The sequence below is a fragment of the Mesorhizobium sp. M1163 genome (genome assembly GCF_040318415.1).
Taxonomy (GTDB): domain Bacteria; phylum Pseudomonadota; class Alphaproteobacteria; order Rhizobiales; family Rhizobiaceae; genus Mesorhizobium.
Genome location: NZ_JAMYMF010000001.1, coordinates 345134 through 364794, shown reverse-complemented (window position 1 = coordinate 364794; position 19661 = coordinate 345134). Strand labels below are relative to the sequence as shown.

15 protein-coding genes and 1 pseudogene are annotated in these 19661 nt (G+C 62.3%); 10 read left to right on the top strand and 6 right to left on the bottom strand.

Annotated elements, in window-relative coordinates; genetic code table 11:
- Positions 1-75: 75 nt before the first annotated feature.
- On the bottom strand, positions 76-810 hold the full coding sequence (locus NKH43_RS01760; RefSeq protein ID WP_352856282.1) for a L,D-transpeptidase: 735 nt from the start codon (positions 808-810) through the stop codon (positions 76-78).
- A 222-nt stretch (positions 811-1032) separates the two neighbouring features.
- On the opposite strand from NKH43_RS01760, the gene NKH43_RS01755 reads away from it, so the two are divergent.
- A complete protein-coding gene (locus tag NKH43_RS01755; protein ID WP_352856281.1) occupies positions 1033-1668 on the top strand; it encodes a DNA-3-methyladenine glycosylase I in 636 nt (211 codons plus the stop codon).
- 4 nt (positions 1669-1672) lie between these two features.
- Here NKH43_RS01755 and NKH43_RS01750 read toward each other — a convergent pair whose 3' ends face one another.
- Positions 1673-1927 carry a hypothetical protein gene (locus tag NKH43_RS01750; RefSeq protein ID WP_352493854.1) on the bottom strand — a complete coding sequence of 85 codons (255 nt, stop codon included), beginning with the start codon at positions 1925-1927 and terminating at the stop codon, positions 1673-1675.
- A 210-nt stretch (positions 1928-2137) separates the two neighbouring features.
- Here NKH43_RS01750 and hisS point away from each other — a divergent pair, with 210 nt between their 5' ends.
- The 6 genes from hisS (at position 2138) to NKH43_RS01720 (ending at position 10305) form a co-directional block, all read left to right on the top strand.
- On the top strand, positions 2138-3697 hold the full coding sequence (hisS, locus tag NKH43_RS01745) for a histidine--tRNA ligase (protein WP_352856280.1): 1560 nt from the start codon (positions 2138-2140) through the stop codon (positions 3695-3697).
- Positions 3698-3970: 273 nt separating this feature from the next.
- On the top strand, positions 3971-5086 hold the full coding sequence (locus tag NKH43_RS01740) for an ATP phosphoribosyltransferase regulatory subunit (RefSeq protein WP_352856278.1): 1116 nt from the start codon (positions 3971-3973) through the stop codon (positions 5084-5086).
- A complete protein-coding gene (hisG, locus tag NKH43_RS01735; protein ID WP_352856276.1) occupies positions 5083-5784 on the top strand; it encodes an ATP phosphoribosyltransferase in 702 nt (233 codons plus the stop codon). The genes NKH43_RS01740 and hisG overlap by 4 nt, the downstream gene beginning before the upstream one ends.
- A 497-nt stretch (positions 5785-6281) precedes the next feature.
- The gene (locus NKH43_RS01730; RefSeq protein WP_352856275.1) at positions 6282-8048 is read left to right on the top strand and encodes an AMP-binding protein; all 1767 of its coding nucleotides are present in this window, start codon (positions 6282-6284) and stop codon (positions 8046-8048) included.
- A gap of 207 nt (positions 8049-8255) precedes the next feature.
- Entirely contained in the window at positions 8256-9116 is an 861-nt protein-coding gene (locus tag NKH43_RS01725) for a hypothetical protein (protein WP_352856273.1), read from the top strand.
- A gap of 85 nt (positions 9117-9201) precedes the next feature.
- On the top strand, positions 9202-10305 hold the full coding sequence (locus NKH43_RS01720; RefSeq protein ID WP_352856272.1) for a calcium:cation antiporter: 1104 nt from the start codon (positions 9202-9204) through the stop codon (positions 10303-10305).
- A 471-nt stretch (positions 10306-10776) separates the two neighbouring features.
- Here the strand turns inward: NKH43_RS01720 and NKH43_RS01715 are convergent.
- Both NKH43_RS01715 and NKH43_RS01710 read right to left on the bottom strand, forming a co-directional pair.
- Positions 10777-11245, bottom strand: a pseudogene (locus NKH43_RS01715) (methyltransferase family protein); the annotation flags it as partial.
- Positions 11246-11266: 21 nt separating this feature from the next.
- Positions 11267-12160, bottom strand: coding sequence for an NAD(P)/FAD-dependent oxidoreductase (locus tag NKH43_RS01710; protein ID WP_023716485.1), 894 nt, complete (start codon positions 12158-12160; stop codon positions 11267-11269).
- A 114-nt stretch (positions 12161-12274) separates the two neighbouring features.
- Here NKH43_RS01710 and NKH43_RS01705 point away from each other — a divergent pair, with 114 nt between their 5' ends.
- Positions 12275-12922 (top strand): TetR/AcrR family transcriptional regulator, encoded by a 648-nt coding sequence (locus tag NKH43_RS01705; protein ID WP_023716486.1) that lies wholly within the window; start codon positions 12275-12277, stop codon positions 12920-12922.
- Between the two features lie 321 nt (positions 12923-13243).
- The gene (locus NKH43_RS01700; protein WP_352856271.1) at positions 13244-13846 is read left to right on the top strand and encodes a cupin; all 603 of its coding nucleotides are present in this window, start codon (positions 13244-13246) and stop codon (positions 13844-13846) included.
- A gap of 898 nt (positions 13847-14744) precedes the next feature.
- On the opposite strand, the gene NKH43_RS01690 is transcribed toward NKH43_RS01700, so the two are convergent.
- Complete coding sequence (locus NKH43_RS01690; protein WP_352856269.1) at positions 14745-15932, bottom strand: coiled-coil domain-containing protein; 1188 nt, start codon at positions 15930-15932, stop codon at positions 14745-14747.
- 433 nt (positions 15933-16365) lie between these two features.
- Positions 16366-17274: a hydrogen peroxide-inducible genes activator gene (locus NKH43_RS01685; protein ID WP_352856267.1), complete on the bottom strand. Its 909-nt coding sequence runs from the start codon at positions 17272-17274 to the stop codon at positions 16366-16368.
- Positions 17275-17422: 148 nt separating this feature from the next.
- On the opposite strand from NKH43_RS01685, the gene katG reads away from it, so the two are divergent.
- Positions 17423-19621 (top strand): catalase/peroxidase HPI, encoded by a 2199-nt coding sequence (katG, locus tag NKH43_RS01680; RefSeq protein ID WP_352856265.1) that lies wholly within the window; start codon positions 17423-17425, stop codon positions 19619-19621.
- Positions 19622-19661 lie beyond the last annotated feature (40 nt).

Here is a 19661-nt window from a genome sequence, read left to right as displayed (position 1 = left end):
CCCCCGTTGTTTATTCATCTGGCCTCAGAAAGCCAAAGCTAATGTCTTTCTAGACCAGATGATTCGTCGCGGCAACTATATCACCACCACCGTTGTTCCGATATTCACGCGTTCGTAAAGATCGACCACATCCTCGTTGCGCATGCGGATGCAGCCCGACGACACCGCGCCGCCGATGGTCCAGGGCTGGTTGGTGCCGTGGATGCGGTATTCGGTCGAGCCGAGATAGAGCGCGCGTGCGCCGAGCGGGTTTTCCATGCCGCCGGCGAGATAGGTTGGCAGATAACGGCCCTTTGCGGCTTCGCGGGCGATCATCACCGCCGGCGGCCGCCAGTCCGGCCAGACGCGCTTGTTGGTGATCTTGTGAGTGCCGGACCATTCGAAGCCCGGCTTGCCGGTGCCGACGCCGTAGCGCCGCGCCTTGCTGTTCTTCTCGACCAGATAGAGGAAATTCTCTCTCGTATCGATGACGATCGTGCCCGGCTTCTGCGGGCCGTCATAGGCGACTTCCTGCGGCAAATAGACGGGATCGATCTGCGGCCGCATCACCATGCGTTTGGCCGGCGCCTGCACCGCTGCGGTGCGCAACTGATCGGGTTCAGCTTGCCGCCGGTAGCGCCGTAGCAGCTGCGCTTCCTGCCGGCTCTGCCGCACGATGCCCGGCGCATGGCCGAGCTGCAGCACCCAGGGCGCCGAAAGGTCGGGGCTGACCACCACCGGCGGCCTCTCGGCATAGCGGTCGTTGGCGTTGGCGGCACCGGCCGCAAGCACGGCCGCGGCGCCGAACAGTGGGAACAAGAATATCTTCATCGGATCGCACCTTGATCGTCGAACATGCCGGGGCGCAAAGCCTCCCCGATTTCCGCGACATTGGGCGCGAAGCGGCAACCGAAACATGAATCGGAATGCGTAAAATGCCGATCTGTCAGTAAAGCTTTTGGTGTGGTTACCGCCCGGTTCAGGAATCTGGTAAAGCCGCGGTAAAGACCGCGCCAAAACGCGTTAACGCCAAGACACGAACGGAATTCCGCCATGGGTGAAAAGACAGGTCTGCTTGCCGGTCCCGACGGCATCGCCCGCTGCTTCTGGCACGGCAACCTGCCGGATTACCTGCACTACCACGACCACGAATGGGGCCGGCCGGTCGCCGACGATCGCCGGCTGTTCGAAAAGATCTGCCTCGAAGGCTTTCAGTCGGGCCTGTCATGGCTGACCATATTGCGCAAGCGCGACAATTTCCGCGAGGCGTTCGCCGGCTTCGACGTCGACAAGATCGCCGCCTTCACTGACGCCGATGTCGAGCGCCTGCTTGGCAATGCCGGCATCATCCGCCACCGCGGCAAGATCGTTTCGACCATCAACAACGCCAAGCGCGCCCGCGAACTGATCGACGAGGCCGGCTCGCTGGCCGCCTGGTTCTGGAAGTTCGAGCCCGGCCCGGACGAGCGGCCCGAGATCGTCGACCTCGCCCATCTGCGCGCCAATCCGACGACGGCCGTTTCGGTCCGCATTTCGAAGGAGCTGAAGAAGCGCGGCTGGAGCTTTGTCGGCCCGACCACCGTCTACGCCTTCATGCAGGCAATGGGGCTGGTCAACGACCATCTCGAGGGCTGCGTCTGCCGCGAGCCGGTCGAGGCGGAGCGGAAAGCGTTCAGGCGGCCGAAATAGCGGCTCAGGCGCCGCCGGCGCCGGCCAGGAAAAACCCGGCCAGGATGGCCGCCAGCGCGGCGAACACCGGATAGATCACCAGCAGGCCGGTCATCAGCACGTCGCGCATGGTCGGCCCGCTGCGCTGTTGCGCCGCGATCTCGAACGGTCCCGCGATTTGCTTCGTCGTTTTTGACCCATAACCATCGGCCGGCGGTAGCCGGATCGAGGCGTCGCGTGCGCCGCTATCGATGATGTCGAACTTCTGTAGCGTGGCCATGGCCCCGAACCCCTTGTTTCGGCGCGCTTATCGGCCCGGATTGTGTCGGCACGATGCCGCGCGCATGGCGCAATTGTTTCAGCTTCTTTTTCTTGCCTTCTCGCGCAGGGGGAGCAAGGAGAAGCGCAAACCCTTGCCTTCTCCGGGCTGCATCGGTAGGACACGCCGACCCGAAATAAGTCACCAATTGCTTAGCAAAGTACCCATCCCATGGCCGACAAATCCGAAAAGATGAAAGCGCGGCTGCCGCGCGGCTTTGTCGACCGCGGCGCCGACGATCTGCGCGCCGTCGAGAAGATGATGGCGACGATCCGCTCGGTCTTTGAGCTTTACGGTTTCGAGCCGGTCGACCAGCCGCTGATCGAATACACCGATGCGCTCGGCAAATTTTTGCCCGACCAGGACCGACCGAACGAGGGCGTGTTCTCGTTCCAGGACGATGACGACCAGTGGCTGTCGCTGCGCTACGACCTGACCGCGCCAATGGCGCGCTTTGTCGCCGAAAATTTCGAGCGCCTGCCGAAGCCCTATCGCAGCTATCGCTCCGGCTGGGTGTTCCGCAACGAGAAGCCCGGTCCCGGCCGTTTTCGCCAGTTCATGCAGTTCGATGCCGACACGGTCGGCACGCCGGGCGTCGCCGCCGACGCCGAGATGGCTATGATGATGGCCGACGTGATGGAAGCGCTGGGGATCAAGCGCGGCGACTACGTCATCCGCGTCAACAACCGCAAGGTGCTCGACGGCGTGCTCGAGGCGATCGGCCTCGGCGGCGAGGAGAACGCCGGCCGCCGGCTGCAGGTGCTGCGCGCGATCGACAAGCTGGACAAGTTGGGCGTCGAGGGCGTGCGCCTGCTTTTGGGTGCAGGGCGCAAGGACGAGAGCGGTGATTTCACCAAAGGTGCCGGGCTGGATAACGCACAAATCGACGTTGTGATCAGCTATTTCACAGTCATGGCGCAGCACGATCCCGAAAAAATTGTCCAGACACTGGGATCCATCAACCCCGGACTCAGCAATCTTGTCGAGGAAAGGAAACTCGAACATCTGGGCATAACGAATGCGCCGTTTGTCGAGGGCCTTGCAGAGCTGGAGCAGATAAGAACCATGGTCGCACAAAGCGGCTACGGTGAAGACCGCATCCGCATCGACCCCTCCGTCGTGCGTGGCCTCGAATATTACACCGGCCCGGTCTACGAGGCTGAGCTGCTGGCCGAGATCCCCAATGAGGACGGCCAGATCGTCCGCTTCGGTTCGGTCAGTGGCGGTGGCCGCTATGACGGGCTGATCTCGCGTTTCCGTGGCGAGCCGGTGCCGGCAACCGGCTTTTCGATCGGCGTCTCCCGCCTGATGACGGCGCTGAAGAACCTCGGCAAGCTCGATACCTCGGATGTCATCGCGCCGGTCGTGGTGCTGACCATGGACAAGGATACGGAAAGCCTCGGCCGCTACCAGAAGATGGTCGCCGAGCTGCGCGCCGCCGGCATCCGCTCCGAAATGTATCTCGGCGGCGCCGGCATGAAGGCGCAGCTGAAATATGCCGACCGCCGCGGCAGCCCGGTCGCCATCATTCAGGGCGGCGACGAGCGCGCCAAGGGCGAGCTGCAGATCAAGGACCTGATCGAAGGCGCCAAGATGTCGGCCGAGATCGCCGACAACGCCGAATGGCGCGCCGCACGGCCGGCGCAGGTGACCGTGGCGGAAGGCGATCTGGTCGCCGAGGTGAAGAAGATACTGGCGGCGCAGGCCGAGGAGCGGGCGCGTGGCAAGTAGAGGTCGCGCTTCGTCGCGCCCCCCTCTGTCCTGCCGGACATCTCCCCCACGAGGGGGGAGATCGGCTGCTTCGTCGATCTCGCTTTTCTTGCCACGTCGGCGATTGGCGAAAGCCGGCGTGACGTCCAATCTCCCCCCAAGTGGGGGAGATGTCCGGCAGGACAGAGGGGGGCGCCGTAGAGCGCCTGCGTTCGCACTCTGTCCAGCCATCCGTCTTGGCGCGTCGCGCCAATCCAGCTTCTCGCACAGGGGGAGAAGGGGAGGTGGCGTTTTATGACCTCCCCCGCCATCGCATCCGATATCGCGACGCTCTTCGCCGCGCGCAACACCCATGCGGTCGAGGTCGCTGTGCTGCAGCCGGCCGACCCGTTCCTCGACATGGCCGGCGAGGATTTGCGGCGCCGCATCTTTCTCACCGAGAGCGAGACCGGACAGACGCTTTGCCTGCGGCCGGAATTCACCATTCCGGTCTGCCTCGACCACATTGCCAGCCAGGCCGGCACGCCGCGCCGCTATTCCTATCTCGGCGAGGTGTTTCGCCAGCGCCGCGAGGGCGGCAACGAATTCTTCCAGGCCGGCATCGAGGACCTCGGCGACCGCGACACGGCCGCCGCCGACGCGCGTTCGCTGGCCGACGCGCATGCGCTGCTTTCGCTGGTGCTGCCCGGCCGGGAGCTGGCGGTGACGCTTGGCGACCAGACCATTTTCGAGGCGGTGCTGGCAGCGCTTGGCCTGCCGCGCGGCTGGCGCATGCGGCTGGCCCGCGCCTTCGGCTCGGCGCCAATGCTGGAAGCGGCGCTTGCCGACCTCGCCAATCCGCCGCGCAACAGCCAGATCGCCGGCGCGGTGGCAGCGCTTGTCCTCGACGGCGATCTGGAGGCTCTTTCGGCGCATATCGGCGGCGGCATGGAAGAGGCCGGCCTGTCGGCAACGGCCGGGCGTTCGCCGTCCGAGATTGCGCGGCGGCTGATCGAGAAAGCCGAACTGCGCAGCGTCCGGCTGTCGAACGAGGCATTTGCGGCTTTGAAGGGTTTCCTGGCGATCGACGTGCCGCTAGATAGCGCCGCCGGGGCGCTCGCAAGTTTTGCCGCCGATGCCGGTCTTTCGCTGGGAGCTGCGCTGGAGAATTTTTCAGCCCGCGCTGCGGCCATCGAAAGCCTCGGCCTGCCGATGTCTGAAATCCGCTACGACGCCGCCTTCGGCCGCCCGCTCGATTACTATACCGGCCTGGTCTTCGAGATCGCGGCGCAAGGCGGCGAGCGGCCGCTGGCCGGTGGTGGCCGCTATGACCGGCTGCTGACACTGCTCGGTGCCAAGACGCCGATCCCCGGCGTCGGCTTTTCCGTCTGGCTCGACCGCATCGAGGCACTGCGGGAGACGGCGCCATGATCACACTGGCGCTGCCGTCGAAGGGCCGGCTCAAGGAGCAGGCGCTGGAGGTGCTGGCCAAGGCCGGGCTTGCCGTCAGCCTGCCCGGCGACGAGCGCAAATACCGCGCCCGCATCGATGGCCTGGACGGCGTCGAGATAGCCTTCCTGTCGGCCTCCGAGATTGCCGGCGAGATCGGCCAGGGCTCGGTCGATCTCGGCATCACCGGCGAGGATCTGCTGCGCGAAAACCTCGCCGACTGCGAGGCGCGCGCCGAAATCATCGCCCGCCTCGGTTTCGGCAATGCCGATGTCGTCGTCGCCGTACCCGACATCTGGCTCGACGTCGACACCATGGCCGACCTCGACGACGTCGCCGCCGATTTTCGCCAGCGCCATGGCCGGCGGCTCAGGATCGCCACCAAATACTGGCGCCTGACCCAGCAGTTCTTTTCGCAAAAGCACGGCATCCAGGTCTACCGCATCGTCGAAAGCCTCGGCGCCACCGAAGGCGCGCCGGCGGCCGGATTGGCCGACATCGTCGTCGACATCACCACGTCAGGCGCGACGCTGCGCGCCAACCATCTCAAGGTGCTCGCCGACGGCGTGATCCTGCGCTCGCAGGCCTGTCTCGTGGCGTCGCGGAAGATGCGCGCTCCGGCCGACGAGGCGATGTTGCGCGATATTGCGGCCAGGATGGCGTTGGTGAACTCGAGTTGACGATTGCGGAGCAGGCGCCGTCGGCCAAGCTGCCAATCTCCCTCCTTGCGGGGGAGATGGCCGGCAGGCCAGAGGGGGGTGCTGTCCCGCCGACCTGTCAGCCAATCGGAGCCTCATCCGTTCCCGGTTGGGGGTGCTGAAGTCGAACTTGGCGATCCTTCGCCCCCCTCTGCCCTGCCGGGCATCTCACCCGCAAGGGGGGAGATCGGATATCGCCTCGGCCTTTGCCAACCACTAACGTTGGATCCAGCGGTCTAGCCGCGGCACCGACCCGAAGCGATTTTCCTGATGTACAGCAATTTTGTTCTTGCTTTGTGCCGGCAGCTATGCTATTAATCTCGCTATGGTGCCAATTGGCCCCGAACACCCGCCCGCCGTGGCGGGTTTTTTTGTTTTCGGCCCTGACAGGGCGAGTTCCAACCCCAGCCCTACCATCGACGGGATTTCCACCACCCCGCCGGGCTGATAGGCTCGTTCTGTCTGCGGAGGACACGGCGATGCCGATCAATCTCGATGAGTTGAAGAATGCAACCAACCTGCGCGGCAAGCGCGATGGCGGTTCGTTCATTGCGCCGGTTGACGGCACGGCGCATGTCTCCGGTGACCGCAGCGTGCCGTTGCTCAACCTGACCATCCCGGCGCTGTTTGCCGATACGGTCGGCAGATACGGCACGCTCGATGCCGCCGTCTTCGTCGAGCAGGACAAGCGCTTTACCTGGGAGGAACTGTCGGACACCGTCGATGCGCTCGCCGCCGGCTTCCTGGTGCTCGGCCTCGAGAAAGGCGACCGCGTCGGCATCTGGTCGCCGAACCGCTGGGAATGGCTGGTGACGCAATTCGCCACCGCCCGCATCGGCCTGATCCTGGTCAACATCAACCCGGCCTACCGGCTGGTCGAGCTGGAATATGCCTTGAACAAGGTCGGCTGCCGAGCGCTGGTCACCGCCGCCAAGTTCAGGAGTTCCGACTATCTCGGCATGATCGAGACGCTGGCGCCGGAGATCGCCAAGGCCACCCCCGGCAAGCTCGACGCCAACAGACTGCCGGCGCTAAAGACCGTCATCCGCATGGACGAGGAGAATTCGCCGGGCATGTTCAATTTCGCCGACGTGCTGGCAATGGCCGGGCGCGACGAGCATGACAAGCTGGACCGCATCTCCGACGGGCTGAAACCGGACGACGCCATCAACATCCAGTTCACCAGCGGCACCACCGGTGCGCCGAAGGGCGCGACGCTGACTCACAACAACATCGTCAACAACGGCAATTTCGTCACCGCGGCGATCCGGCTCACCGTCGACGACCTGCTGTGCATCCCGGTGCCGCTCTACCACTGCTTCGGCATGTCGATGGGCACGATGGGCTGCGTCACCAAGGGCGCGACCATGGTTTTCCCCAGCGAGGGTTTCGATGCCGGCGCCACGCTGAAGGCGGTGGCAACGGAACGCTGCACCGCGCTCTACGGCGTGCCGACCATGTTCGTCGGCCTGCTCGACCATCCGGAGTTCGCCTCCTTCGATCTCACCAGCCTGCGCACCGGCATCATGGCCGGCTCGCCATGCCCGATCGAGGTGATGAAGAAGGTGGTGTCGCTGATGCATATGGCTGAGGTGACCATCGCCTACGGCATGACCGAGACCAGCCCGGTCTCGTTCCAGAGCAGCGTCGACGACCCCCTGGAAAAGCGCGTCTCGACCGTCGGCCGCGTCCATCCGCATGTCGAGGTCAAGGCCATCGACGCCGAAGGTGCCACCGTCGCTGTCGGCGCGCCGGGCGAGCTCTGCACGCGCGGTTATTCCGTCATGAAGGGCTATTGGGACGACGAGCAGAAGACCCGCGAGGCCATCGACGCCGACGGCTGGATGCACACCGGCGACCTCGCCACCATCGATGCCGAGGGCTATTGCAACATCGTCGGCCGGGTCAAGGACATGGTCCTCCGCGGCGGCGAGAACGTCTATCCGCGCGAGGTCGAGGAGTTTCTCTATCGCCACCCCAAGGTCAAGGAGGTGCAGGTGTTCGGCATTCCCGACCCGAAATACGGCGAGGAGCTGTGCGCCTGGATCGTGCTGAAGCCCGGCCAGATCACCACGGAGCAGGAGATCAAGGCCTTCTGCGCCGGCCAGATCGCCCATTTCAAGATCCCCCGCTACATCCGCTTCCGCACCGAATTGCCGATGACGGTGACCGGCAAGCCGCAGAAATTCCTGATGCGCCAGGCGATGGTCGACGAGCTGGGATTGGTGACGCAGAAGACGGCTTGAGGGAACATCTTACAAAGTTCCGAGTTTCTCTTTAGGTGCTAGAGTCGGTTAACTCTGTGTTTTGGGGATTTGTTTTTGAAAAGATCGGCGGCTTAATAGGTATGGCACCCAACAACTGGAATATATATTGGGTTACTTCAGATGGGTACGAGGATTGTTTTTATTGCCGCAAAAAATAGCCGGAGCGCGCGCTGTGTTGAATGTCGCGTGAACGATTTTGAGTTGAGCGAGGTGATTGCAGAACGGATTGTGTCTATCCCCAAAAAGGTTTTTAGAAGATATAAGAGGCAGGATCGCTACAAGGAAAACCCTTGGCCATGGTACGTTTATGGGAAAGAAATATTTCGAGACCTTGGTGCAGAATTCAGAAAAATTGAAAATAAGGAAGAAATGCTGTTATGTGATATCGTATTTAGTGTCCATGATTACAGACCCTGCAGTATAGAAAGAGAGAGATCGATTGGATCCAGGGCTGTAGACGAACTGAAAATGGATCCAGGACTTGCCGATCTGGTGAACAATTATGATGACGAGGACGTTTGGAATGGCCCCGTTATTCATATTGTAACCATGCTGGGTATGTGCTTAGTAAGATGTCAGCAAATAGAGAATTACATCGTGAACTCTTTTTTACTTGGGATCTCGAAAAAACAAAAGCTTAAATATAAGACACTAAACGATCTAAAAAACGGTTGGAAAAGGAAAACGCTCGGCAATATGATTGCCTCAATGGAAGAGGCTTGGGAAATTGATCCAATGGTAAAAGCCGGGTTTCAGCTTTTTTTGGAAATGAGAAACAGACTGATTCACGGATTAACGACAGACGATAGATTTGACATTCAAACCAGCTGGGGCCAGCGAGAGTTGTTGGCCTTTCTGTACTTTTTCGATATCCATTCCCGTATCGTCAAGAGGGCATTCAGGGCTAGTTTTTACGCAAGTATAGAATTTGCGATACATCAATGGGGGCTTCCTGACGGGGCTCCCAAGAGAATCTTAAATAAGAAGCAGAAAGAGGAATCAGGTCTATTCTTCCATTTCTTTACTATGAAAGAGGGTAGCATCTAATTTCGCGTAGGTCCACTAGTGTGTGCGATGATGCTCTCCAAATAGGCCTTCCACAAGGTTCGCAGAAATGCACAAGGCTTGAGGAATGAGTGGTTTCGCAAGATCGGCGGTTTCCTACGGCATGCCGTTGGCAGCGCTGGCGATGGCTGTCGCGGTCAGGGGTAGCGGGGTGTCCGTGGACGAAGGGTCGCTGGGCACCAGGATATTCATCGGCGCGCTGTCGAGCGCGATCATGTTCACCACCATTTTCGTGGTGCTCGACCACGCCGAGGCGGTGGCCAGGCGGGTGGGCGAGCCGTACGGCACGTTGGTGCTGACCATCGCCGTAACGGCAATCGAAGTCTCGATCATCGTTTCCATCATGCTGCATGGCGCCAACAACCCGACGCTTGCCCGCGAGTCCGTCTTCTCGACGGTGATGATTACGTCCACCGGCGTCGTCGGCATGTGTCTCACATTTGGCGGCTGGCGTCATCGCAAGCAGGCAATCGTCCGCCAAGGCACCAGCGCCTATCTGGCGGTGCTGGTCGCGCTAAGCGTCACGACGCTCATTCTGCCGACCTACACGAAAACCACCGATCCCGGCACGTTCTCGGCGGCGCAGCTTGGCTTCGTCAGCGTGCTTTCAGTGCTGCTCTATGCCGGTTTTCTGTTCGCGCAGACTGTCCGCCACCGCGACGATTTCATCGACGGACAAGCACATGGCGCTGCGGTGCCAGCCGACGCCCACGAAAGCATTGCCGCTAGCGCTGTGCTCCTGCTGATCGGGCTGATCGGCATCGTCATGCTGGCCGAGCAGGTCGCCGCAAGTGTCGAAGATGCGCTCGTCGCCTACGAGGTGCCGCAGGCCGACGCCATTGTCGGCGCAATGATCGCCGGGCTGGTCTTGATGCCGGAGGCGATTTCGGCGGTTCGCGCCGCACTCAGCAACGAGCTGCAGCGCGGCCTGAACGTCGCCATGGGTTCGGCCTGCGCCACAATCGGCCTGACAATACCGGGCATCGCCGCCGCCAGCCTGCTGACCGGAAGAGGCCTGACCCTGGGCCTGCCGGCGACCGACGTGGTGCTTTTGGTCCTGGCGCTCTTCATCTGCAATGTGAGCTTTAGCACCGAGAGGACGACGTTCCTGACCGGGCTGGTGCATCTGGTGGTGTTTTGCACGTATGTGTTTTTGATATTTGTGCCGTGAGGGTGGGGGGAGGTGGGCGGTCAGAGGCGGATAGGTTAGGAAAACTGCTTGAACGTCTCAATATGGGCCGGTGGCGGTCTGTCCGCTCTTGGTCACCGCTTCTCGACATCGGTGTGCGGTGCGTCGACGGCTCATTTGTGGCGGCAAGCCGTGCAAGACGAGCGTCGGTTGACCATCGGGATCACCACCCTGCAGCGCGTGAAAGGTGCAGTGTGGCAGGTCGAAGGTGACGTGTTCGAACTCCATGTGTGTCAGGCTTCTCCAAGAGCGGTCGGACGAGCGATCCTGATGCTGGCCTCGGTGTCTCTGGTTTTGGACATGTGCGTCTCCTCAGGCGCCGGGTGTACTGCGTCAGCCGGCAGTCGGTTTCCGTGACACCGGCCCGCAACCTTCAGAATATGATAGCTCGCGGCAAGGAAGCCGGTGCTGGTTTATCAGAAGGCCCCGCAGGCGGCAGCGGCGGAATAGCCAGAGCCAGCGGCGAACCTCGGCCTTGTAGCGGCGGCAGTCGTCGCCGAACTTCGCTTCGAGATAGCGCTCCTCGCGGGCGATCACCTGCGTCTGGATCGCGATCAGCACTAACGGGAGCAAGGCGAAGGCGATCGGCCCGTCGAAGCCGATCGCAAGGCCGGATAGATAAGCGCCATGCCGAGATACATGGGATTGCGGGTCCACCGATAAGGACCGGTCGTTGCGATGAGGGTCGTTGGCTGCGACGGCGGAACGTTGGTGCCCAGCCGCCGGAACAGCCCCGCCGCCGCAAGCATCATCGCCGCGCCGGCAACGAACAGCAGCGCGCCGTCGCGACCAGCAACCGCCAGTCGATGCCGAAAGAGCGCAGGGTGACGAACCGCTCCGCCGCCAGCCCCAACAGCAGCGCTCCTAGATAGACGAAGGGCGGAGGGAAGCGCACACCCGCGCTGTCCGGTTCGACGGCCATGCTCATCTCCAATCTGTGCTCTCAAACAAGCATCGACTGCTGGGCTGAGATACCCGCCGTCGCGCCCTGCGATATTGCTGTGGTGACCGAAGCCATGGCTGGGTTTGCAAGATCGCCGGCGGCGTACATGCCGGGTATGCTGGTTTCGCGGCGCTCGTCGGCCTTCAGGGCGATGCCGAGGGGCGTATTGACCGTGGCGAGTCCCAGTGATTCATGCAGGCTTGCGGACGGCTTGTTGCGCGGATGCGCGAACAAGATATCGACTGCGACATCGGGGGCGGTATCGAGCTTGACGGTGGCATTGTGGCCCCTGTGGCGGGCGATTTCGGTGATCCGGCCATCAACGACAGGTATGTTGCGGCGCGCCAGATCGGCCCGGATATCGGGTGCAATGTCGTGACCATCGGCGAAGACCGTCAACGTGTCGGTCCAGTCGTGGTACAGCCTGACATAATTGTGCGACGGCGGGCCGGACCAGACGAGGCCCCAATGCTGGCCGGCGACTTCAAAGCCATCGCAATAGGGGCAGGGTACGATGGACGTGCCCCAGCCTTCGGCAAAGCCCGGAACATCAGGCATCTGGTCGGCAACGCCATAGCTCAGGATCAGTCGCAGCGCCCCAAGGCTTTCGCCAGCGCCAGTGAGGACAGAGAAATCGTCGATGGCGCCGGAGACCCTGTCGGCCCGGGCATTGACCAGCCTGATCGTGGGATAGCGCGCCAGCTGCTGCCGCGCTTCGGCCAGGATGTCCAGCGGTGGCTTGTGATCGTGGCCGAGCAGACCATGCGAGTGGCCGGCGAAGCGGTTGCGCGGCAGGCCGGTATCGAGAACGGTGACCTTGCGGCGGGCACGGCCGAGCTGCAGGGCGGCGGCGAGACCGGCAAAGCTGCCGCCGATGATGATGACGTCATCCATGGTGATGGGCTCCGTATGTGGATGAGGGGTTGGCTTGGGCCTGGCTTGCACATTTTTGACACTGCGTGGTATCGTAATTCAAGAATTATGATACTGTCAAGGACTGGAATTGTCGTGACCGAAAACAGCCAGGGCCGGCGCGGCCGGCCCGCCAATGAGGCGCTTGGCCAAACGATAGTCGACGCCGCGTGCGAACTCTTTGAGGAATTGGGTTTTCATGCGACGACATTGGACAAGGTCGCCCAGCGAGCGAAGATATCCAAGCTCAGCATCTATCGGCACTTCGAGAACAAGGAGGCGCTGTTCAGCGCGGCCATCGCGGCCCGCTGCCATCAGTTTGCACCACAGGCCCTTTTTGAAGGCGTCGACGGTTCGGCCGAAGATCAGCTCATGGCGGTGGGATCATCCCTGCTTCGCACGCTGTTGAACCCGGACGTCCGCAGTGTCGAAGCCATGATCATGGCCGACAAGACGAATCAAAAGTCATTAAGCAAGCTCCATTACGAAGCCGGCCCCGCCCATGTCATCGCCCAAATCGAGGCCCTGTTGCGTCAGTTGCACGCGAAGGCGGTTCTGAACGTGACCGACCCTCTCCGGTCCGCCCGCTTGTTTGCCGCGCTTATCAAAGGATCCGATCTCCTGATTATCGCACGCTTCGATGAGGCGAGAGCAGAGGACGACAACGAAATCGAATCCTATTGCCGGTCGGCCGTCGCCATGTTCATCGCCGCGCACGGTGGCAACGACCACCCGGGCGGATAGACTAGGAGTACTTGCATGATATTTGGGATGCTCGCATTGACATCAACGCGACTATTATCGTTGGGCAGCGGGCTGACCGGCGGAGTAACCGCTACCACCCCATTCGAGGCCTTAGTGCCGGCTTAGCAGACCGTCAGCTTTCGGGAAGCTGCAATGGTGGTCTGAACGGCAAAAATGCGGCGCAAAGCAGCCATTCAGGATTTGCCGGACCTTGTTGCGGAGCCGCCATGGTGCAGATCGCGGAACTCTAACCCTAGCGGAACCAACCGCCACGCAGCCGATTAACCGGCATGGAGCTCCAAACCACCCAAGGGCCACCCCATGAGCATTCTGCAAACCACGAAGAAGGCCGTCGAGCAGGTCACCGGCATCGCCAGGCCAGACAGGCGAGAGGTCGCCGACCTCCTGAGGCCGCGCAAAGCGAATGCATTTCGGTTCAGGGATGACGGGCTGGTGCCCAACCATCCGTTCTGGCCGCTGGTCGTCTATCGCGGCGCCGTGACGCTGCCCGAAGACTTCGATCCGGCGGCTGTCATGGAGGCGCTTTTTGAAGCCAATGGCTGGGGCGATAGCTGGCGCAACGGCATCTACAACTACGTTCACTACCATTCGCGCATACATGAGGTGCTGGGCGTCGCGCGCGGCACGGCCAAGGTTCGCTTTGGCGGCAAGATGGGACGAACGCTGTCGCTGAAGGCCGGCGACGTCGCGGTGCTTCCGGCCGGCACCGGGCACCAGCGTCTTTCCGCATCCGACGATTTTCTAGTCGTCGGCGCCTATCCTGAATCCGGCACCTATGACCTGTGCACGACTGCCGCCTACCATGCCAAGGCGGTCGTAACGATCCCCAAGGTTGGCCGGCCGCGCAAGGACCCTGTCTATGGAAGCAAAGGCCCGTTGCTCGCGGCCTGGGACAGGGACTGAAGCCGTTCTTTTCGAAGGGGCTTGCGGGTTGGCTTCGTGGCTCAAACCGAACCTTTGACCAACACCTACGGCGCCACCGACGAAGAAGGCCGCCTTGTAGATGGCGAAGAGGATCGTGCCGCTGTCGGCGTGCGGCAGCTCTGGCAATCAGGCTTGGTGCTATGTTATCGCAGTGACCCTGCCCGACGCATCGAGGCGACAACTGACTTGCGCCTGTCGGACTTCGATGCCACCCTTTCTTGCGTAGTCTATTCGCACCTCGATCGGCGCCGTGCGTGCACCCCGAAGTTGACGCAATGCGCCTGCGCTTACCGCGTGGACACGGACGGCGCCAAGCGGCGTCGCAGCGGCCATGATCGCCGCGCGGCAGGCTTGCACGACCGCAACCGGCGTACCGGGTCTCGCTGTCAGTGGTCCCAGAGATCCAAAGGGATACCCCTTGGTGGAGTCACTCCCACCGGCTTTGGAAGGCCTGAGGACGGGTGGCAGGACGATGGATTGCCTGGCGGTCTTGGCAGGGGAAGGGGCCGTCACTGCAGTCGAACTGTCGGGTGCGGTAGCCGCTTCGTTTTCGGCGGACGGATCGTCGCCCACACTGGCACTTGTGCTTGTGTCACCAACGTTGCCGCTGGCACTAACGCCTGCGTCGACTGATCCGTCTTCTGCACCGACCGAAGCTCCAACATTTGCTCCGCCTACGCCGTCGACGCTCGTGCCCGCCCCGACAGATACGCCTTGCGAACCGGCGCTCACTCCAGCACTGACCCCGACACCGCCGGCCCTACCGCCCACACCTGCTTCAAGAGCCGAGGCAGGCCCAATTGTGATCCCGATCGTCAACGCGGCTGCGACATACTTGTTCATTGTCATCTCCCCTGCGGCTTTCGCTCCCTAGTCTTCACTGGCGCGGCTCGCCGCTTTTGGATGGCCGTGTTGGAAGCAATGCTGCGGGAAGAGGTATGGTTGCCAGCAGAGCAGTTTGCGGCGACTTTTGGACCTTCACTTTCTGTTTTTTCGGCAAGTCCGGTTTACGGGCTGGTTGGGCGCCCGAATGCGATACCCTATTTGCAAGTGCACTCGCGGGGGTACGTGCTTTCGGCGCGCGCTCCACAGCCGCAGTGCGACGCTTACCCTTGACAATATCAATTGCCTCACGCGCGGCACTGAGGCTGCGGGCTAGACCGATAGCCCTTTCACGCTCTTGGTCCAGCGCGGCACTCAAATCTACCGAGCTCTGCTTTAAAGCATCGCGTTCCTGGCGAACAATATCGAGGTCACGTACAGCTGAATCTGCTCGTTCGCGTCCCCGTTCGAGTGTTTCTCGAGCCTGCTTTAGCGCGGCCTCGGCCACCTGTCGGTCCCTTATGGCGTTGGCCTGCTCGACGGCTGCCAGATTTGCGCCTTTCTTAAGAGCATCGATAGTTTGGCGAGCCGTGGTAAGTTCTTGTTCCAAGAGCTCAACCTTGTGCCGCTCCTCATCAAGCGTTCGCTTCGCAGCAAGCTGGGATGCGTCCATAGAGGGGTGCGCTCCAAGCGCGGCAGCCTTCTCGCTGTTCCAGAGACTGGCTTCGGCCCTGTAGCTTTCGATAACGCGCTGCGCCGCCTCCAGATCGAGCGCGAGCGCTTCGTCTGTTCGCTGCTGCTCATTTAGGGCTTGTGCTTGCTGAGCCACCGTGTCTGCCAGTACGTGTGCCTGGGCGCTTAGCTCACGTGCGCCGCGCTGCATAACCTCTAGCTCCACTCGTGCCGCGGCCAATTCGCGGCGTAAAGCCTCCTCATGCTCGCCGAGCGGCGTTTGCGCGCCCTCCTTGAGTGCCCGTGTTTTGAGTGCCTGTGTTCCGCTGACCACCAGCTCTCTAGATATAGGGGATCCGAGCGCGCTCGGTTGTGGCTTGCCGGGTTCTTTGCCGACCTCGGTGTGTTCGGAAACCACGACCGACGAGCTGTCGTTAGCTGTGGCAACCGCTGACGCTTCGGGCGCCAACTGACCATTTGCCGGAGATGCCAACAGCAGAACGAGGCATAACGGAATGAGGGATGGTATGGCGTTGCACCCCATGCCGCGTATCTCGTGAAGTAAAATCAAGGGCCGTCGTTTAATAAGGGTGAAGTCACAGCGGAGACATTTTGACCTGGTACTCTGCGCATGATTCATCACTGAACCTCACCGATCGCGGCCCTCACCGCTATTGTATTCTCCACTTACTGCACGCCGCGGATGCCGCACCAAAAAGATCAATGCTAGTGAAGCACCCTCGGCAACGCCAAAGCACGGAATTGCGCGCAAAGGCTGTTTCCTATTTCCTTAGTTGTCATCATTCGAACAAACGGAACTTTCGGCTTTCGGGATGACCATCTTCCCTACCCAACGGCTGTGATGCGGCGCAAAGCAGCCATTCAGGTCTGCGAAGGTCGACTTCGAGTCAACACCAGACTAAAAAGGTTGAAGTCGTTCCTTTAGAAGGGGCTTGCGGTCCGCTTCGGCCTAAACCAGACCATTGACCGACACCCCCCGCCGCTCAAGCCGCAAGCACCGCCGCATCCAGCCCGCGGATGATCTTGGCCAGTTCGACGCATTCGTCGTGGCGGACCTTGTTGCGCCGCCAGGCGAGGCAGATCGTGCGTTGCGGCATTGGTTCCTGGAACGGCACGATCTTCAGATCGGGGATAGTGCTGGCCGGTCCCGCCGCCATTTCCGGGATGAGCGTCACGCCGAGCCCGTGCGCCACCATCTGTAAGAGCGTCGTCAGGCTGGTCGCGCCATAGCTTGCCATTGCCACCGGCCGCACGCTGCCGCAGACGGCGAGCGCCTGTTCGCGCAGGCAATGGCCTTCCTCCAGCAGCATCAGCCGCTCCAGTGCCGGGCTTTCCGGCGGCACCGGCGGCGAGGCGAAGGCGGGGTCGCCGGCCGGGACGGCCAGGAAGAACCGGTCGGAGAACAGCGCCTCGGTGACCAGGCCTGGGTAATCGAGGGGTAGTGCCGCGACGAAGGCGTCGAGCTTTCCCGAAGCCGTGTCCTCGACCAGCGAAGCGGTCACCGCCTCGCGCAATTCGAGTTGCAATGCCGGGAAATGCCGTTTCAGCTTCGGCAGCACATGCGGCAAGAGATAGGGCGCCACCGTCGGGATGATGCCGAGCCGGAAGCGGCCCTCTAGCGCCGGGCGGCCGCGCCGGGCCGTCGCCTCGACGTCGCGGACGTCGGCAAGAATGCGCTCGATGCGCGGCAGTAGGGCCTGCGCCTCGTCGGTCATCCGCACCGCCTTGCCGCCGCGCTCGAACAACCGGCAATTGAGCCGCAGCTCCATCTCGGCGATCTGCGAAGAAAGCGCCGGCTGGCTGACGCCGGCGAGTTTTGCCGCACGGCCGAAATGCAGCGTTTGCGCCAGCGCTTCGAAATAATGCATCTGCCGGACGGTCAAGCCAATCATAAGGAAAACCTATCAGAATAAACAGCAAAGGCAATTTGTCTTTATCGGCTGGGCAGGCTAGTCTGGAACCATTCCAGAATGGCGCGGCTGCTGGCCCTGCCCGGAAAATCAACAAAATCCCGGAAAATCAACAAAATCGGAGGCAAAGATGGACGCGAAAACCGACGACAACAGCGCCGGCAAATGCCCGGTCCCACATGGACCGGCCAGGAGGAGCAATCGTGACTGGTGGCCGAACCAGCTTGACCTTGGCGTCCTCCATCAGCAGTCCAGCCTGTCGGACCCGATGGACGAGGACTTCGACTACGCCAAGGAATTCAAGAGCCTCGATCTCGATGCGGTGATCAGGGATCTGCACCAGGTGATGACCGATTCGCAGGATTGGTGGCCGGCCGATTTCGGCCATTACGGCCCGCTCTTCATCCGCATGGCCTGGCACAGCGCCGGTACCTATCGCATGGGCGACGGCCGTGGCGGCGCCGGCGCCGGCCAGCAGCGTTTCGCGCCGCTCAACAGCTGGCCGGACAACGCCAATCTCGACAAGGCGCGCCGGCTGCTGTGGCCAGTCAAGCAGAAATACGGCAGGAAAATCTCCTGGGCCGACCTGTTGATCCTCACCGGCAACGTCGCGCTGGAATCGATGGGCTTCAAGACCTTCGGCTTCGCCGGCGGCCGCGCCGATGTCTGGGAGCCGGAGCAGGACGTCGACTGGGGATCGGAAACCAAGTGGCTCGCCGACGAGCGCTATTCCGGCGACCGCGAACTTCAGGGCCATCTCGGCGCCGTGCAAATGGGGCTGATCTACGTCAACCCGGAAGGGCCGAACGGCACGCCCGATCCATTGGCCGCGGCGCGCGACATCCGCGAGACCTTCGCTCGCATGGCCATGAACGATGAGGAAACCGTGGCGCTCATCGCCGGCGGCCATACCTTCGGCAAGACCCATGGCGCCGGCGATGCATCGCTCGTCGGCCCGGAGCCGGAAGACGCCGGCATCGAGGCGCAGGGCCTCGGCTGGTCGAGCAAGCATGCCACCGGCATTGCCGGCGACGCCATCACCTCGGGCCTCGAGGTGACCTGGACCACGACGCCGACCAAATGGAGCAACAACTTCTTCGACAATCTGTTCAACTACGAATGGGAGCTGACCAAGAGCCCGGCCGGCGCCCATCAGTGGACGCCGAAGGGCGGCGCCGGTGCAGGCACCGTGCCGGACGCGCACGATCCCTCGAAGCGCCGCGCGCCGGCGATGCTGACCACCGACCTCGCGCTACGCGTCGACCCGGCCTACGAGAGGATCTCGCGGCGCTTCCATCAGAATCCTGATCAGTTCGCCGATGCCTTCGCCCGCGCCTGGTTCAAGCTGACGCATCGCGACATGGGTCCGGCCGTCCGCTATCTCGGCCCGCTCGTGCCGAAGGAAGAGCTGATCTGGCAGGACCCGATACCGGCAGTCGACCACGAGCTGGTCAGCGAGCAGGACATCGCCTCGCTGAAGGCGAAGATCCTGGCCTCCGGCCTGTCCGTTTCAGAACTGGTTTCGACCGCCTGGGCGTCGGCCTCGACTTTCCGCGGCTCCGACAAGCGCGGCGGCGCCAACGGCGCCCGCATCCGCCTGGCGCCGCAGAAGGATTGGGAGGTCAACCAGCCGGCGCAGCTGGCCAACGTGCTCGAAAAGCTCGAAGGCATCCAGAGCGAGTTTAACGCCGGGCAGTCCGGCGACAAGAAAGTCTCGCTTGCCGACCTCATCGTTCTCGGCGGCGTCGCCGCGGTCGAGAAGGCGGCGAAAGACGGCGGCCATGCCGTCAAGGTGCCGTTCACGCCAGGCCGCATGGACGCCTCGCAGGAACAGACCGATGTCCAGTCCTTCGCCGCGCTCGAGCCGAAAGTCGATGGCTTCCGCAACTACGTCAGGGGCAAGCCGCCGATGTCGGTCGAAGCGATGCTGGTCGACCGGGCGCAGCTGCTGACCTTGACGGCGCCGGAGATGACTGTGCTCGTCGGCGGCTTGCGGGTGCTCGGCGCCAACACCAGCCAGTCGAAGCACGGGGTGTTCACCGACAGGCCGGGCACGTTGACCAACGATTTCTTCGTCAACCTGCTCAGCATGAATACGGTCTGGGATCCGGCCGCCGGCTCCGTTGAAGTCTACCAAGCGCGCGACCGCAAGACCAAGGCGGTCAAGTGGACCGGCACCCGCGCCGACCTGATCTTCGGCTCGCACGCGCAGTTGCGTGCACTTGCCGAGGTTTACGGCTCGGCCGACGCCGGGCAGAAGTTCGTCAGGGATTTCGCCGCGGCCTGGACCAAGGTGATGAACGCCGACCGTTTTGACCTCGCGGCCTGATCCAGCACACGAAGTTCTCGACGCAACAAAAAAGGCGCGG